This is a genomic window from Gordonia sp. LUNF6 (genome assembly GCF_047041125.1).
Lineage (GTDB): Bacteria > Actinomycetota > Actinomycetes > Mycobacteriales > Mycobacteriaceae > Gordonia > Gordonia sihwensis.
The window spans coordinates 907612-922621 of sequence record NZ_CP178181.1 but is presented as its reverse complement, the minus strand read 5'-3'; the positions used below and the strand labels follow the sequence as shown (position 1 = coordinate 922621).

Sequence of the window (15010 nt, the reverse complement as noted above, 5' to 3'; positions counted from 1 at the left end):
GCCGAGGCCCATGGAGGCCCATCGGGATCTCAGCCGAATACGTGGGGATCGGCGGCTTCGGTGTGCCGCGCCCGTCCGGGATCTCCGGTCTTCGCGAACCGCACCCACGCCGCGTGCATCGCGTCGGCGACCGACTGGTCCGGGTCCGGTCCGGTGAGCGCGTGAGCCGCTTCCAGGTGATCGAAGACGAAGGGCAGCTCGACGGCGTGTCCGGCCCGGATGTCGCACACGGGGCTCTCCCAGGCGAACTCGTAGAGGTATGTCGGCGACTCGGGACGCAGTTCGGCGAGTGCTCTGGTGGGGTCGGCGAAGGCGATCGCCGTGATCGCCTCGCATAACGCATCCCCGGCGCTCACCCCGTCGGCGAGCCGTTCGTCCAGCAGTGCGGTCGGCATTCCGGCACGTGAGAGCATCGCCCGCGCCATCTCGGGAGTCGCCGCCTCGAGCACTCCGGTCGGAGCGAAGAAGAACCGGAACTCGGTGGCGTTCCAGCCGGCGAGCAGCCCGATCCCCGCGCCCGCGCCGTCGGCTATCCGATTCTGCGGAATGTCGGGCAAGATCTCGCCGTCGAGGACCGGGAAAATGTTCATGATGCCCATGCCGATGTCGGTGACGGTCTTGCCCCAGATCTCCGGGTCGGGGTTCATCGTGAACTCGAGGACCGCCTGAGTCTGCGCCTTCAGCAGATCCGCCGTCGGTATCTCGCCGAACGCGGCTGCGGCATGGGGGACTCCGAGCCGCTCGGCGAGTCGCGCGGTCACCTTCCGGGCGTCGTCGACGTCGGCCACCGTGATGCCGTTGCCGCTCTGCATCGCGGCCCGCCCGAACAGGCCGGTGACCCGTGGTGACGACAGCAGCGACGCGACACTCATCGCCCCCGCAGACTCACCGAAGATCGTCACGTTCGCCGGATCGCCGCCGAAGGCGGCGATGTTGTCGCGCACCCACTCCAGCGCCGCGATCTGATCGAGCAGTCCCCGGTTGTCCGGCGCGTCCGGGAAGGCGCCGAATCCCGGAACTCCCAGACGGTAGTTGACGCCGACGCACACCACACCGTCACGCGCGAACGTGTCGCCGGCATAGATCGCGATCCGGTTCGATCCTCGGGCGAAGGCACCGCCGTGGATCCAGACCATCACCGGCAGTCGACCTTCGGACGAAGGATCCGGAGTCCACACGTTCAGGTTCAGATAGTCGTCGCCGAGTTCGACGACGTTGTCGAGGATCGCGGCTATCGGTGCCGGATACCCGACCTGTGGTGCGGTGGGACCGTAGGAGGTGGCGTCGCGGACGCCGTCCCACGGCTCGTGCGGACGCGGTTCCTGAAAGGTGGCGGCCCCGACGGGCGGTGCGGCGTAAGGGATTCCGAGGAACGCGGCGACGCCGCCGCGGATCCTTCCGCGGACACGCCCGGCGGTGGTCGAGACCACCGGGGAACCGCCGCTCGGAAGTCCGGACGCACCGCCGCGTGCAGATGCAGATGAGGTGTGGGTCACATGTCCACGCTACCCGGCGCGGCGGTCAGTCACCCGTTGCGCGCGAGCCGGATTCGCGATCGGCGGCTTCGGCCGAAACCGGCCTCGCGTCTTATAGGATTCGCTTGTTCACGACAGTTACGGGGGTGAGGGACCGACATGTCAGAGCGCATGCACGTACCGGACGCCTTACGCGGCACCGGCGTGATCTGGGTGTTCCTCGGCGGAATGGCCGGCACCTTCGTCCGGTGGCTCGCCGAGGAGAATCTGCCGTCGGGCAAGGGGCGGTGGCCGTGGGACATCTTCACCGTCAACATCGCCGGCGCACTGATTCTCGGTTTCCTGCTGCAGTTGCTGCTGCGACTGGGGCCGGACGCGGGTCTTCGCAAGAAGATCCGGCTCGGGGTCGGCACCGGCTTCTGCGGCAGCCTCACCACCTACAGTTCCTTCGCCCTGGACCTCTCCGACCTCGGTCGTGACGGTTTCCCGTATCTGGCTGCCGGGTACGCCGCGGCGAGCGTCTTCATCGGACTGATCGCGGTGGCGGTGGGGGTCGCCGCCGCGCGCCGGTGCGTCCCGCAGCCCGCGGAGGCGACACCGTGATCGTCCTCGCCATGATGGTCGGCGGCGGGCTCGGCGCCGTGACCCGCTTCGTCCTCGACGCGCTGATGCGCACACGCAAGCTGACCACCGCGATCGGTCCGACCGCCATCATCAACATCCTGGGTTCACTGCTCATCGGTCTGATCGCCGGGTGGGCGACCACCGGTTCGCTCGACTCGAACTGGAACGTCATCATCGCCACCGGCTTCTGCGGCGGGTTCACCACGTTCTCCACCTCGATGTACGAGACCCTGTTCTTCGGTCTGACACCCCGCGCGGTGATCTATCAGGCGTCGACTCTCGCCGGGTCGGTGGTCGCGTGCCTGCTGGGGCTGGCCCTGACCCTGTGAGCGACCGGCGGGTGTCGGGGACCTCGCGACGTCAGTCGCCGCCCGCGCCCGGATGTCGCGCGCTGTGCGGATGGCCGTGTACGTGGGCGATCCCGACTACGTCGTGCAGGATCTGGTGCACCACGGCGTCGTCGATCATCGAGTAGCGCACGCGGCGCCCGGCCCGGGCGGTCCGCACCCACCCGCTGTCGCGGAGGGCACGGAGCGACTGCGATGCCGCGTTCTCGGTGATCCCCACGCGCTCGGCGAGTTCGGCCACCGCCAGATCGGGCTCGCGATGCATCTCCACCAGGAGCGCGAGGCGGGTGGGATCACCGAGAAGAGCGAAACGGGTCGACCAGATCTCGATCTGTCTCGGCGTCAGCCGCTCCCGCGACTGCGCAGACCGTTCCGCCATGCGCATTTCCTCTCGAACTCGTGTGGTCATTCCATCACGGTCGGGGCCGCGCCCGCGACGGGTCCGTCGATCGTTTCCGCGAATCCGGCCGCGCCGCCGAATCTCTGATACACGTTCAATTCGACATATGTCAGTTCACACACATGTCCCGTCCTCCTTCGACGTCAGGCACAGCTCCATGCGCACCAGCCGCCTCCTGTGTCCCGCCCTCGTCCTCGTTCCGGCTCTCGTCCTCGGCCTCGCCGGGTGCACGTCGTCCGACGCCGGAGGCACCGGCCAGATCGTCCTCGCCGACGCCGTCGAGCTCGGCGGCTACAACCCCCTCGACGGCTACGGGACACTCGGCGTCTCGCCCCTCTACGAGGGTCTCCTCCGGCCGTCGGCAGCGGACAGCTCCCGGGTACCAGACCTGGTGCCGGCGCTCGCGAGTGAGCCCCCGCGCGCGGTGAGCCCGGGGGTCTGGCGGCTGCCGCTGCGCGAGGACGTCCGATTCTCCGACGGCTCGGCACTCGACTCCGCCGACGTGGTCGCCACCTACCGCGCGCTCACCGACCCCGCGGTCGCCTCGTCGATGAGCGCGGCGATCGGCCCTATCTCCGAAGTCGCGGCCGAAGGTCCGCACGCGGTGACCGTCCACGTGACCGGCGAGGCCGATCCGTCGCCGTATCTGCTGCTGGGCATCGTTCCCTCGGAGAAGGTCGAGAATCGTCCGGCCGCGGATTGGGACATCGGCAGGCATCCGGTGGGCACCGGCCCGTACCGACTCGAATCCCTGCAGCCCGATCAAGCGGTCTTCGTCGCGCGCGAGGACTACTGGGGGTCGGCGCCCGCCCTGAAGAAGGTGGTCTACACCTACACGCCCGACGACAACGCCCGGGCGCAACGGATCGTCAGCGGCGAGGTGTCGGGAGCGAACCTGCCGCCCAAACTCGCGAACAGTCTGGCGGACCGATCCGGCGTCACGGTGGTCGACGCCGACTCCGCCGACTGGCGCAGCGTGAGTCTGCCCTCGCAGAACGCGTTCACGGCGGACGTCGCCTCCCGGCTCGCGATGAATCTCGCGGTCGATCGCCGTGCGCTGGTCGACGATGTGCTCGGCGGTCGAGGCACCCCTGCCGCCACCCCGATCTCGGCGGTCTACGGCGAGAACTACGAGCCCGCCGCCCGGTTCACGGTCGACGTCGCTCGCGCGGGCACGATCCTCGACCGCGCCGGGTGGGTCCGCGGGCCGTCGGGCGTCCGCCGGTGCGGCGGCGACAAGGCCGAGTTCACACTGCTCTACCCCGCCGACGACACCCTCCGTCGCGACCTGGCGGTCGCGTTCGCCGCCGCGGTGAAACGCGTCGGGATCTCCGTGGATCCGCACGGCGCCAGCTGGGACGAGATCGAATCCCGGCTCGCCGACGACGCGGTGCTCCTGGCCGGCGGCGAGTTCCCGTACAGCATCGATTCCCAGGTCTACTCCGCACTGCACACCCGGACGCCCGGTGCGTCGCCGTTCTCCAATCCAGGTGACTTCGGCTCTCCGGAGATGGACCGACTGCTCGAACAGGCGCGCGCGAGCGCTCCGGGGCCGGCGAACGAAGCCCGCTACCGCGAGATCCAGCGGCTGTACCGGGAGGCGCCGTCCTCGGTGTTCCTCGCCTTCGTCCATCACACCTACGCCGTTCGCGACGACGGCTGGCGCTACGATCCCCCGGTGCTGGAACCGCATGCTCACGGGGTGGTGTGGGGGCCGTGGTGGAACCTGCCGTCCTGGCGGCGGTGAGACGATGACCATCGCGCCGAACCGGCCCGCCGTACGGGTACCGGCCTCCATCGACGAACCGCCCGAACCGCGCGCCGGCCGATCCCGGACGCGCCGCGCGGGCCGACTGCTCGTGCGCCGCGCCCTCATCGGGGTCCCGACCGTCGGCCTCATCTCGCTCGGCATCTTCGCGCTGGCCGCGGCATCACCGTTCGATCCCCTCACCGCGTATCTGGGCAGCCGGTATCAGAGCGCGACGCAGGCTCAGCGTGAGGCCACCGCCGCCGCCTATCACGTCGATCAGAGCTGGTGGTCGGCGTGGTGGCAGTGGTGGCGCGATGTACTCAGCGGCGACCTCGGCTGGTCCTCGACGCTGTCCCAGCCGGTCGCGACGGCGCTCACCGAACGCCTGCCCTTCACCTTCGGCATGGCCGCGGTCAGCTTGACGCTGGCGACCGTGATCTCACTGTCGGTCGGGACCGTGGCGGGCATGCGGAGGGGCGGACTGCTCGACCGATGCTGCACCGCGGGCGCCACCGTTCTCGCCGCCGTCCCGCCGTTCGTGGTTTCGCTGGTGCTGGTCACCGTCTTCGCCGTCGGTCTGAGCTGGTTCCCGTCCTCGGGTGCGCGAACCCCGGGCAGCCGCTACTCGCCGTCGGATCTGCTCGCGCACGGTGTGCTGCCGACGGTGGCGCTGACCGTGTCGATGATCCCGTGGCTGCTGTTGACCACCCGGGCCTCGGTGGTCGAGGCGACGGGCTCGGATGCCGTCCTCGCGGCGCGTGCGCGCGGGATCAGCGGGATGCGGCTGCTGCGCGGCCACGTGCTCCCGGTGTCGGTGCTGCCGACGCTCGCACTGATCGGGACCCGGCTGCCCGAACTGATCGCGGGCGCCGCGATCGTCGAGACCGTCTTCGGCTGGCCCGGACTGGCGAAGGCACTCGTCGATTCGGCCGTCGGACTCGACTTCCCGCTGCTCGCCGCGCTCACCCTGGGATCGGCGGTGCTGGTCATCGTCGGCTCGGCGCTGTCGGATGCGGCCGCCGCCTGGATCGACCCGAGGATCGGGCTCACCGCATGATCGGGCGAGTGAAGCTGCGCCCCGGCCGGACCGGATGGCTGGCGGCGGGCCTGGCGGCCGTCGCCGTCGTGGTGATCGCGCCGCTCGTCGCGGGCCCGCAGCAGCCCGACTTCGCGCGAGCGCTGACCGCGCCCGGACACGATTTCCTGCTCGGATCCGATCATTCGGGCCACGATCTGGCGATCCGGACCGCTCAGGGCCTGCAGATCTCCCTGCTCATCGCCGCGATCTGCGCCCTGGTGTCGACCGCCATAGGCATCGCCGTCGGCGTGGGAGCGGCCGCTTTCGGCGGCTGGTTCGACGCGTTGACCATGCGGTTGGTCGACGGTGTCAACGCCCTTCCCCATCTGGTGCTCGGGGTGGTCATCGCCGCGATGTGGCGGGGCGCCCCGCTCGCGATCATCGCGTCCATCGCGCTGACCCACTGGCCCGCGGTGGCTCGTGTGGTCCGCGCCGAACTCCTGAGTCTGCAGACCGCGGGATGGATCGAGTCGGCGCGGCTCGCGGGCGCGGGCCGCACTTTCATCGCCACCCGGCACATGGTGCCCGCGGTGACCGGGCAGGCCCTGGTCGCGATGGTGGTGCTTCTGCCCCACGCGGTCTGGCACGAGACCACACTGTCGTTCCTCGGCGTGGGTCTGTCGCCGGATCGGGCGAGCCTGGGCACCCTGCTCGACGACGCCCGCGGCGACGTGCTCACCGGTGCGTGGTGGACGCTGGTGGTGCCGGGGCTGGCGCTGATCGCCGCCGCGCTCGCGGTGACGCGCCTGGGAACACTGGTGGCGCGGCGTCACCGACCGCCGGCCGGGAGCGTCTGGTGACGGCGGCGGTCGCCTCCCTGGCCGGCGTCACGGTGGACGTGTCCGCGGACCGGGGCCGGCGGCGCACCGCGGTGCGCGTGCTCGACGACGTCTCGCTCGAACTCGCACCCGGCACGGTCACGGCGCTGATCGGCGAATCCGGCTGCGGCAAGTCGATGGTCGCCTCGGCTCTGTGCGGACTGCTCCCCGTCGGCTCGGTCGCCACCGGACGCGTGCGGATCGGCGACCGCACGCTGGACCCTCGCGACTCGGCGTGGCATCGGGTACGAGGACGAGAGGTGGGCCTGGTCCCGCAGTCGCCGGCCACGAGCTTCACGCCGGTGCGGACCATCGGAAGCCACTTGTCCGAGACGGTGACGGTACTGGGCGCGGACCGCTCGGTCCGTGAACTGGCCGACGCGGTCGCGTATCCGGCGCGGGCGCTGGACCGGTATCCGCACGAGGTGTCCGGCGGGATGGCGCAGCGTGCGGCGATAGCCGGGGCCGTCGCGGGCCGGCCGCGAGTCCTCGTCGCCGACGAGCCGACCTCGGCGCTCGACCCCGAGTTGGCCGCGGCGACCTGGCGGTTGCTCGCCGGAGCCGCGGCCGACGGCGCGGGCGTCCTCGTCGTCACCCACGACATCGAGACCCTCCGGCAGGTCGGCGTCTGCGATGCGATCGCCGTGATGCGCGAGGGCCGACTGCTCGCCCGGTTCTCAGCCGGCGAGTTCGACGGCCTCGCCGCCACGTCGGCGTCGGACGCGGCGGACGCTGCGTACTCTGCGGACGCGACGACGCGACTGACCGACGACGAGTACATCGCGCAGTTCCTGCAGGAGGTCCGGTGATCGAGGCGAAGGGTTTGACCGTCTGCTACGACGGTGTCGAGGTGGTGAGCGACGTGGACGTCGACGTCCGTCCCGGCTCGATCACCGGTGTCCTCGGGCGGTCGGGCAGTGGCAAGACCACGCTGCTGCGGGCTCTCGCCGGCCTGGTCCGGCCCGCTCGCGGATCGGTCACGTACGGCGGATCGGTCTGTCCGAGGCCGGGATCGATCGCCATGCTCGCGCAGCATCCGCGACAGGTGGCCGATCCCCGATGGACCCTGGCCCAGACCATCACCGAACCGGCGCGGATCGCCGGCAGGCGCGCCGAGCGCGACACCGCCGCCGTCGCGGCGCAACGCGCCGGGCTCGCCCTCGATCTTCTCGACCGGTTCCCGTCACAAGTGAGCGACGGTCAGCTCCAGCGCGCCTGCCTGGCACGAGTGCTCGTGCAGCGTCCGGGATATCTGCTGTGCGACGAGCCGACGGCGATGCTCGACCCGATCTCGGCGCGCGCCGTCGTCGAGGTGATCAGCGCGCTGGCGCGCGACGGGGTCGGCGTCGCACTCGTGAGCCACAGCCGCGCGCTCGTGCGAGCGCGCAGCCGGTGTGTGCTGGACCTGTCGGACGACGCTGCGGGTCAGCTGCCGGCCGTCGGCCGGACCGACGTGGAACCCGTCACCGACTCGTCGTCGTTGTAGGCGCAGGCCCCCTGTTCCACCTCGTCCATGCGGTCCTCGTCGGCCGGGTCCACCCGCAGCCCGACCGTCCACTTGATGAGAAGCGCGATGATCAACGTCAGGACGAACGAGTAGCCGATGACCGCCAGCAGTGCCACCACCTGGTGTCCGAGGAGTGCCCCGCCGCCGCCGAAGAACAGCCCGTCGTGGCCCGAGTCGTTGATCTCACGGCTGCCGAAGAAACCGACGGCGAGGGTGCCGAGAACGCCGCCGACGAAGTGGACGGCGATCACGTCGAGCGCGTCGTCGTATTTGAAGACGTCCTTGAGCCGCAGCGCCAGGTGGCAGACGGCGCCCGCCAGCACGCCGATGACCAACGCGCTGACGGTGCTGACGTATCCGGCCGCGGGAGTGATCGTCGCCAGTCCGGCGACGCCGCCGGTCACCGCGCCGAGCACGGTGGCCTTGCGGGTCAGGACCCATTCGATGAACAGCCAGACCACCAGGGCCGCCGCACCGGCGACGTGCGTGTTCAGCAGGGCCTGCGCGGCGAGCCCGTCGGCGCGCAGGCCGTCGCCCGCGTTGAACCCGAACCAGCCGACCACAGGATTCCGGCGCCGACGATCACGAACGGGATCGAGTGCGGCAGCGGAGCGCGGTTCCCGAACACCTTCCGCCGGCCGAGCACCAGCAGCAACGCGACCACGGCGGCTCCCGCCGACGCGTGCACCACCATTCCGCCGCCCAGTCCTGCGCTCCGAGTTTCACCAGCCAGCCGCCCGGGTTCCACAGCCAGTGCGTGATCGGCGGGTACACCACCACCGACCAGGCGATCAGGAACACCACCCACCCGAAGGCCTTCAACCGGCCGACCACCGCGCCGGTGATCAGCGCGGGTGTGATGATCGCGAACATCATCTGGTAGGCGACGAAGGCGAGCGTCGGAATCGCCAGATGCGTCGCGGCGTCGACCACGTGACGCGGGTTGGTGGGCACCGACCCCAGATCCGAGAGCCCGAACAGTTCGAGATCGCCGGTGACCCCGCCCTTCGACGGCCCGAACGCCAGGGTGTATCCGATGACGACCCACGTGAGAGTGACGATTCCGATCGGCACGATGTTCTGCTGCATCATCGTCAGCACGTTCCGCTTGCTGACCATGCCCGCGTAGAACAGCGCCAGACCCGGTGTCATGAACAGCACCAGGGCCGCGCAGATCAGCACCCAGCCGGTGTCACCCGGACTCACTTCCAGGGACGCTCCGGCGGCCAGCACGCTCGCTGAAGGTTCAGACATTCACTCGTCTCCTCGGCTTGTCGGAGTCTGCAGGCTCCTCCTGCAGGGGGTTGGCGAAACCGCGGGCGGGGTGAGCCGCGGCCGTCGTCACTGCTGGCCCCGCCACGGTTGTGCGGGGCCGATCGGTGCACCGAGCACTTCCTCGCGCACGATCGACCAGAAGGCCCGGACCCGTTCGGTGACGGGCTGGCGCTCCACGCCGAGCACCTTGAAGATGAGTCCGCAGTCGCCGGGGAGCCGGCTAGCGCCGCTGTAGGCGCCGTCGATGAGGCCGGTCGGCACTCGGACCAGGATGGCCTCGGCGTACTCGGGCGGGGTCAGCATGACAACGTTGCCGAAGACGTCGTAGCGCCCCATGGCGCCGGGATGGCGGATGGGGCTGCGCTGCGGTTCGATCAGGATCTTCTCGGTGAACAACCGCGTCCCGTCGGGGCGCCGCGCCTTCATCAGCGAGGAGAAGACGTCGTACCCGAAGACCTCGTCGGCGCGGTGGTGCTTGCGGCCGGACAGCACGATCTCCGAGGACAGCAGGGTCGCCGACTCGGCGATCTCGATGTCGCTCGTCACCACGTACCGCGAGTTGCGGTGCGGGATCGTCGAACCCGGGAGGTACTCGACGTAGGCCCCGTCGCCGAGCACGAAGGTCTGCGCGTGCACGGCGTAGTTGGCGTCCATCTGCTGCACCTTGGTGGCCGACTGGGTGGTGATGTGGACGCGCGTATCGGTCTCGGCCACGACGTCGACCGACAGGCGGTCGCCCTGCACCACTCCGCCGGAGGTGGAGACGATGCAGACGCACGCCATGTCGGGGACGGCCTCGTCCCAGTACAGGGCCTGCTGCACCAGCAGCGGCGTCTGGCGGTACAGGTCGGCGAGAACGGTTCTGCCACGCCGTTGTTCGAATCGCATTCGCAACGCACCGATCTTTCCGGGGGTGCCCACCCGGGCCTGTCTGGGCTGATCCTGGTAGATCGCCAGCTCGGGCAGGTCCACGGCGCCCACGGCCTCGGTCAGCCGCCGACGGAGTCGAAGAGGACTCCGTGGGCGATCAGGTCGACGACCTCTTCGACACCCTCTCCGGTCTTGCAGTTGGTGAACACGAAGGGCTTACCGTTGCGCTGCGCGGCCGAATCGCGTTCCATCACCGACAGATCCGCGCCGACGTACGGCGCCAGATCGGTCTTGTTGATGACGAGGATGTCCGACTGCGCGATGCCCGGACCGTTCTTGCGCGGGATCTTGTCGCCGGCGGCCACGTCGATCACGTAGATGAAGAAGTCGACGAGGGCCGGGCTGAAGGTGAGCGTCAGGTTGTCGCCGCCGCTCTCGATGAACACGATGTCGGCGTCGGGGAAGGTCGCCTCCATCTCCTCGACCGCGGCCAGGTTCATGCTCGGGTCCTCCCGCACCGCGGTGTGCGGGCACGCGCCGGTCTCGACGCCGACGATCCGCTCCTCGATGAGCACCCCTTTGAGCGCCTTCTGCACGTGCTTGGCGTCTTCGGTGGTGACGACGTCGTTGGTGATGATCAGCACGCTGGTGCCGCGCTCCACGAAGTGCGGCGTGATCGCCTCCAGCAGTGCCGTCTTGCCCGAGCCGACGGGTCCGCCGACGCCGATGCGAGTGGTCTTCTTCATTGGGTCCTCAATTCAAGAACATGCGTACGTGCGATCGGACATGGATCGGCGCGAAGATGTCGAGCATGGGAGCGAACGTGGACATGTCGTCCAAGCTCAGGTCTTTCACCGCGTGGTAGTCCTCGTCGGCGGTCGCGCCGACATCGAAGAGGATCTGCTGGGTGTCCATGTGGTCCACGCGAACCACCCGCAGCGCCGCTCCCACCACGGTCGCGGCGACGCCGTACTGGTGGATGCCGAACGACTCCTGTTCGCCGGCACCGATTTCGGCGAGCACCAGGGCCCGGGTGGCGGGATAGGTGCCGGGCACCTCGCCCGATTTGATCCGCTCGAGCCAGTCGGCGATCGGCGCCAGACGGAGTCCCAGTTCGGCGAGCTTGCGGCCCATCCGCGTCACCATGACGCGGCCCTCCTCGTTGAGCTTGCGCTCGATCACCGCGAAGTCGGCATCCGCGAGCCCCGCGTCGTCGCAGGCGAGCGCGGCGCGGTGCGCGTGCAGCACGGCGATGCCGTCGCAGGACGCTCCCTGCTTCACGCACACCTGCACGAACTGCCGCAGGCTCTCGGCGTCGGTGACCAGGCCTTCGGCGACGGCCGTCTCCAGGCCGTTGGAGAAGGAGAACGAGCCGACCGGCAGCATCGTGTCGGAGAACTGCATCGCCCGCATGAAGCGGGTGATGTCGGGGACGGCGCCGGTCTCGGTCACGTCAGTGGTCGTCACCGGCGTGGCCGTGCGGATGCGTGTGGGTGTGGCCCCCGCCCTCGCGGGCCGCACCGCCGAACAGCCGTCGAGCCTCGTGCGGCGCGATGTACGGGATCACCTCGGCGCCGGGGATGAACCGGTGCACCACGCCCTCGAGTGCGTGCGTGCGCATCACCGAGTTCATCACCGGCTGCGCGACGGTGAGCGGCACGTACACCTTGACGCCCTTGACCACGGCGGGCCAGTGCGGGTTGCCGATCGCATGCCCCAGCTCCAGACGGGTCTGGATCACGGTGTTCTCGTCGCGTCCAGCCACCTGGCTCAGGTCCACCTCCATCACGTCCTGAAGGGTGATCCGGGCGATGATCGCGGTCTTTGCGTCCTCGTCGTATTCGAGCACGTCGCCGTCGCGGAGCTGCACGCCGCGGTCCAGCGACACGGCCACCTCGTCGCCGTTGGCGGTGGTCCGCCGCAGCCGCGACTTCTGCGCCTCCCACTGGTCGAGGAAGACGTAGTCGCAGTCGGCGTCGGCCAACCGCGCCTTCCATTCGTCGTCGTGCTCGTTGCCGAGAATCGACTCCACGACGTTGAGCCCGGTCGCCGGACTTTTCATGAAGAGTTGCCTCCGTAATACGGTCGGTAGCGGGTGCGGTCAGCTGATGAAGTTCAGCTGAAGAAGTACAGCTGGTTGAGACTGATGTGGGTGGCCGGTTCGACGTACGCGTGCTCGCCGTCGACGGTGACCGCGAAGGTCTCGGGATTCACCTCGATGTCGGGTATGTAGTCGTTGCGGACCATGTTGTCCTTGCTGATCTCACGGGTGTCCTGGACGGGGATCACCTGGCGTTCGAGTCCGTACCGTTCGGCGATCCCCGACTCGTACGCCGCCTTGGAGACGAAGGTCGCGGACGTCTCCTGCAGGGTCTTCCCGTAGGCGCCGTACATCGGGCGGTACATCACCGGCTGCGGGGTCGGCAGGGACGCGTTCGGATCACCCATCGCATGCCAGTTGATCACTCCGCCCTTGATGACGGTGCGGGGCTTGGCGCCGAAGAAGGCCGGCTCCCACAGCACCAGGTCGGCCATCTTGCCCGGGGCGATCGAACCGACCGAGTGGGCCAGACCGAAGGTGATCGCCGGATTGATCGTCACCTTGGCGACGTAGCGGAGCACGCGGAAGTTGTCGTTGCCCGGCGCGTCCTCGGGCAGCTTGCCGCGGGACCGCTTCATCGCGTCAGCCATCTGAACGGTGCGCAGCCAGTTCTCGCCGATCCGGCCCATCACCTGCGAGTCGCTCGACACGATCGAGATGACGCCCATGTCGTGCAGCACGTTCTCTGCGCCGATCGTCTCGGCGCGGACGCGGCTCTCGGCGAAGGCGACGTCGGACGGCACCAGCGGATTCAGGTTGTGGCAGACCATGATCATGTCGAACAGCTCCGCCTGCGAGTTGATCCCGTAGGGCAGCGTCGGGTTGGTGGACGCGGGCAGCACATTGCGTTCCGCGGTCACGCGGAGCAGGTCGGGCGCGTGACCGCCGCCCGCGCCCTCCTAGTGATAGGTGTGAATCGTCCGGCCGTCGAATGCGGCGATGGTGTCCTCGACGTAGCCGGCCTCGTTCAGCGTGTCGGTGTGGATCGCCACCTGGATGTCGTAATCGTCGGCGACGGCCAGCGCCGTCTTGATCGCCTCCGGTGTGGAACCCCAGTCCTCGTGGATCTTGAGACCGCCCGCCCCGGCGAGCAGTTGCTCCTCGATCGGCGGACGCCTCGACGAGTTGCCCTTGCCGCAGTGCAGGACATTCACCGGCAGACCTTCGTTGGCCTTGAGCATCATCTCCAGATTCCATGCGCCGGAGGTGATCGTGGTGCCGTTGGTTCCGTCGGTGGGACCGACGCCGCCGCCGATCAGCGTGGTGATGCCGCCGGACAGTGCGGTGTACGACTGCTGCGGCGAGATCATGTGGACGTGCGAGTCGAGGCCCGCCGCGGTGAGGATCAACTGCTCGCCGGAGATCGCATCGGTGGCCGGCCCGGTGATCAGGCCCGGCGTGACTCCGTGCATGGTGGACGCGTTGCCCGCCTTGCCGATACCGGCGATCTTGCCGTCCTTGATACCGACGTCGGCCTTCACCACGCCCAGTTCGGCGTCGATGATGACGACGTTGGTGATGACGATGTCGAGGGCGCCGGTGTCGCTCGTCGACGACGGGTCCTGGCCCATACCGTCGCGCAGCGTCTTGCCTCCGCCGTAGATGGCTTCGTCTCCGATGACCCGGAGGTCCTTCTCCACCTCGACGTACAGATCGGTGTCGCCGAGGCGGATCTTGTCGCCGGCGACCGGACCGAAGAGTCCCGAGTAATCCTTCCGAGAAATGCTGGTCATCACTTGTCCTCAATTTCTGACGTACGGGCTTGTGCGGGCTGTGGCGCGGACTTGAAGCCTCGCTGCTCGAGCAGGTCCACCACGTGCTGATAGCGCGGCCGGTAGACGTCGCGCACCGGAGCCCAGCCGTTGACGATGCCGTTGAACCCGTACACCCGGCTCTTGCCGGCGAACGGAACCAGCGTCACGTCCTGTTCGTCGCCCGGCTCGAATCGCACCGCGGTGCCCGCCGGAATGTTTAGGCGCCATCCGAAGGTGGCGGGCCGATCGAACTCGAGTGCCCGGTTCGCCTCCGTGAAGTGGAAGTGTGATCCGACCTGGACCGGCCGGTCACCGGTGTTGCGCACGGTGATCTTCTGTCGGGGCCGCCCGACGTTGAGCTCGATCGGCTCGTCCCGCAGGACGTACCCGCCCACCGGGACTCCCGAGGGCACCCCATCGTCGTTCGTCGAATTCTCCGAGGCCATGCTGCGCTACCCTTCGTAAGCTCGCCGAGTGGTGGTCAACGAATCGGATTGTGGACCGTCACGAGACGGGTGCTGTCGGTGAACACGGCTTCCACTCGGACCTTGGTGATCATGTCGCCGACGCCTTCCATCACGTCGTCGACGGTGAGGACGTTGGCGGCCTCGCTCATGACCTGTTCGACGGTCTTGCCGTCGCGAGCGCCCTCGAGTGCGGCGGCGGTGATGATCACGACGGACTCGGGGTGGTTCAGTTTGAGCCCGCGGGCTTTTCGACGTTCGGCCACCATCGCGAGATTCAGAATCGTCAGCTTGTCGAGCTCACGCGGCGTCAAATGCATGCCATCCCCTTGAAAGACATCGAGCGGTGATCCCGCCGCCGTCTCCGCACGGAAGACCGCGGTGTGACTCATGTGATTTGAACTAGCACCGGCTCCGACTCGCCGCTGAGTTCTGGACAACTCGCCCGAAGACCGGCGCACGGTAGCACCCGATGGCGCGGAATGTGTTCCAGATCAGTGGATTTCGGCCGTCCGAATGGTCACGCCACTTTCCGGCGTCGACGACC

Annotated in this window: 15 protein-coding genes and 2 pseudogenes; 7 read left to right on the top strand and 10 right to left on the bottom strand. The window is 68.8% G+C overall.

Annotation, left to right across the window (positions count from 1 at the left end; all coding sequences use genetic code 11):
* Positions 1–29 precede the first annotated feature (29 nt).
* Positions 30–1430, bottom strand: a complete 1401-nt coding sequence (locus ACK8HH_RS04435; protein ID WP_412475713.1) for a carboxylesterase/lipase family protein — start codon at positions 1428–1430, stop codon at positions 30–32.
* Between the two features lie 204 nt (positions 1431–1634).
* Between ACK8HH_RS04435 and ACK8HH_RS04430 the strand changes: the two genes are divergently transcribed.
* Together ACK8HH_RS04430 and ACK8HH_RS04425 are read left to right on the top strand one after the other, a co-directional pair.
* Complete coding sequence (locus ACK8HH_RS04430; protein WP_006894759.1) at positions 1635–2078, top strand: FluC/FEX family fluoride channel; 444 nt, start codon at positions 1635–1637, stop codon at positions 2076–2078.
* Positions 2075–2428, top strand: a complete 354-nt coding sequence (locus ACK8HH_RS04425) for a fluoride efflux transporter FluC (RefSeq protein ID WP_006894758.1) — start codon at positions 2075–2077, stop codon at positions 2426–2428. Before ACK8HH_RS04430 ends, ACK8HH_RS04425 begins: the two co-directional genes overlap by 4 nt.
* A 31-nt stretch (positions 2429–2459) precedes the next feature.
* Here the strand turns inward: ACK8HH_RS04425 and ACK8HH_RS04420 are convergent, their stop codons facing one another.
* On the bottom strand, positions 2460–2825 hold the full coding sequence (locus tag ACK8HH_RS04420; RefSeq protein WP_278126373.1) for an ArsR/SmtB family transcription factor: 366 nt from the start codon (positions 2823–2825) through the stop codon (positions 2460–2462).
* A gap of 178 nt (positions 2826–3003) precedes the next feature.
* Between ACK8HH_RS04420 and ACK8HH_RS04415 the strand changes: the two genes are divergently transcribed.
* Genes ACK8HH_RS04415 through ACK8HH_RS04395 form a run of 5 tightly spaced genes read left to right on the top strand, consistent with a single transcriptional unit; the run spans position 3004 to position 7978 of the window.
* Positions 3004–4593 carry an ABC transporter substrate-binding protein gene (locus tag ACK8HH_RS04415; protein WP_062367629.1) on the top strand — a complete coding sequence of 530 codons (1590 nt, stop codon included), beginning with the start codon at positions 3004–3006 and terminating at the stop codon, positions 4591–4593.
* Positions 4594–4597: 4 nt separating this feature from the next.
* Complete coding sequence (locus ACK8HH_RS04410; RefSeq protein WP_082781315.1) at positions 4598–5653, top strand: ABC transporter permease; 1056 nt, start codon at positions 4598–4600, stop codon at positions 5651–5653.
* Positions 5650–6474, top strand: a complete 825-nt coding sequence (locus tag ACK8HH_RS04405; protein WP_062367630.1) for an ABC transporter permease — start codon at positions 5650–5652, stop codon at positions 6472–6474. Before ACK8HH_RS04410 ends, ACK8HH_RS04405 begins: the two co-directional genes overlap by 4 nt.
* Entirely contained in the window at positions 6471–7301 is an 831-nt protein-coding gene (locus tag ACK8HH_RS04400; RefSeq protein ID WP_062367631.1) for an ATP-binding cassette domain-containing protein, read from the top strand. Before ACK8HH_RS04405 ends, ACK8HH_RS04400 begins: the two co-directional genes overlap by 4 nt.
* The gene (locus tag ACK8HH_RS04395; protein ID WP_412475572.1) at positions 7298–7978 is read left to right on the top strand and encodes an ABC transporter ATP-binding protein; all 681 of its coding nucleotides are present in this window, start codon (positions 7298–7300) and stop codon (positions 7976–7978) included. Before ACK8HH_RS04400 ends, ACK8HH_RS04395 begins: the two co-directional genes overlap by 4 nt.
* Here the strand turns inward: ACK8HH_RS04395 and ACK8HH_RS04390 are convergent.
* The 8 genes and pseudogenes from ACK8HH_RS04390 to ACK8HH_RS04355 all read right to left on the bottom strand — a co-directional run bounded on the left by ACK8HH_RS04390 (position 7918) and on the right by ACK8HH_RS04355 (position 14783).
* Positions 7918–9151 (bottom strand): annotated as a pseudogene (locus ACK8HH_RS04390) (ammonium transporter). The gene ACK8HH_RS04395 and the pseudogene ACK8HH_RS04390 overlap by 61 nt on opposite strands.
* Positions 9152–9340: 189 nt before the next feature.
* Positions 9341–10255: an urease accessory protein UreD gene (locus tag ACK8HH_RS04385; protein ID WP_412475571.1), complete on the bottom strand. Its 915-nt coding sequence runs from the start codon at positions 10253–10255 to the stop codon at positions 9341–9343.
* A gap of 8 nt (positions 10256–10263) precedes the next feature.
* On the bottom strand, positions 10264–10890 hold the full coding sequence (gene ureG, locus ACK8HH_RS04380; RefSeq protein ID WP_006894749.1) for an urease accessory protein UreG: 627 nt from the start codon (positions 10888–10890) through the stop codon (positions 10264–10266).
* A 7-nt stretch (positions 10891–10897) separates the two neighbouring features.
* Entirely contained in the window at positions 10898–11611 is a 714-nt protein-coding gene (locus ACK8HH_RS04375) for an urease accessory protein UreF (protein WP_231875742.1), read from the bottom strand.
* Positions 11598–12206 (bottom strand): urease accessory protein UreE, encoded by a 609-nt coding sequence (gene ureE, locus ACK8HH_RS04370; protein WP_045540040.1) that lies wholly within the window; start codon positions 12204–12206, stop codon positions 11598–11600. The genes ACK8HH_RS04375 and ureE overlap by 14 nt, the downstream gene beginning before the upstream one ends.
* 53 nt (positions 12207–12259) lie before the next feature.
* Positions 12260–13978, bottom strand: a pseudogene (locus ACK8HH_RS04365) (urease subunit alpha).
* On the bottom strand, positions 13978–14445 hold the full coding sequence (locus ACK8HH_RS04360; RefSeq protein WP_045540038.1) for an urease subunit beta: 468 nt from the start codon (positions 14443–14445) through the stop codon (positions 13978–13980). The pseudogene ACK8HH_RS04365 and the gene ACK8HH_RS04360 overlap by 1 nt, the downstream one beginning before the upstream one ends.
* Before the next feature lie 35 nt (positions 14446–14480).
* The gene (locus tag ACK8HH_RS04355) at positions 14481–14783 is read right to left on the bottom strand and encodes an urease subunit gamma (protein WP_412475570.1); all 303 of its coding nucleotides are present in this window, start codon (positions 14781–14783) and stop codon (positions 14481–14483) included.
* Between the last annotated feature and the right edge of the window lie 227 nt (positions 14784–15010).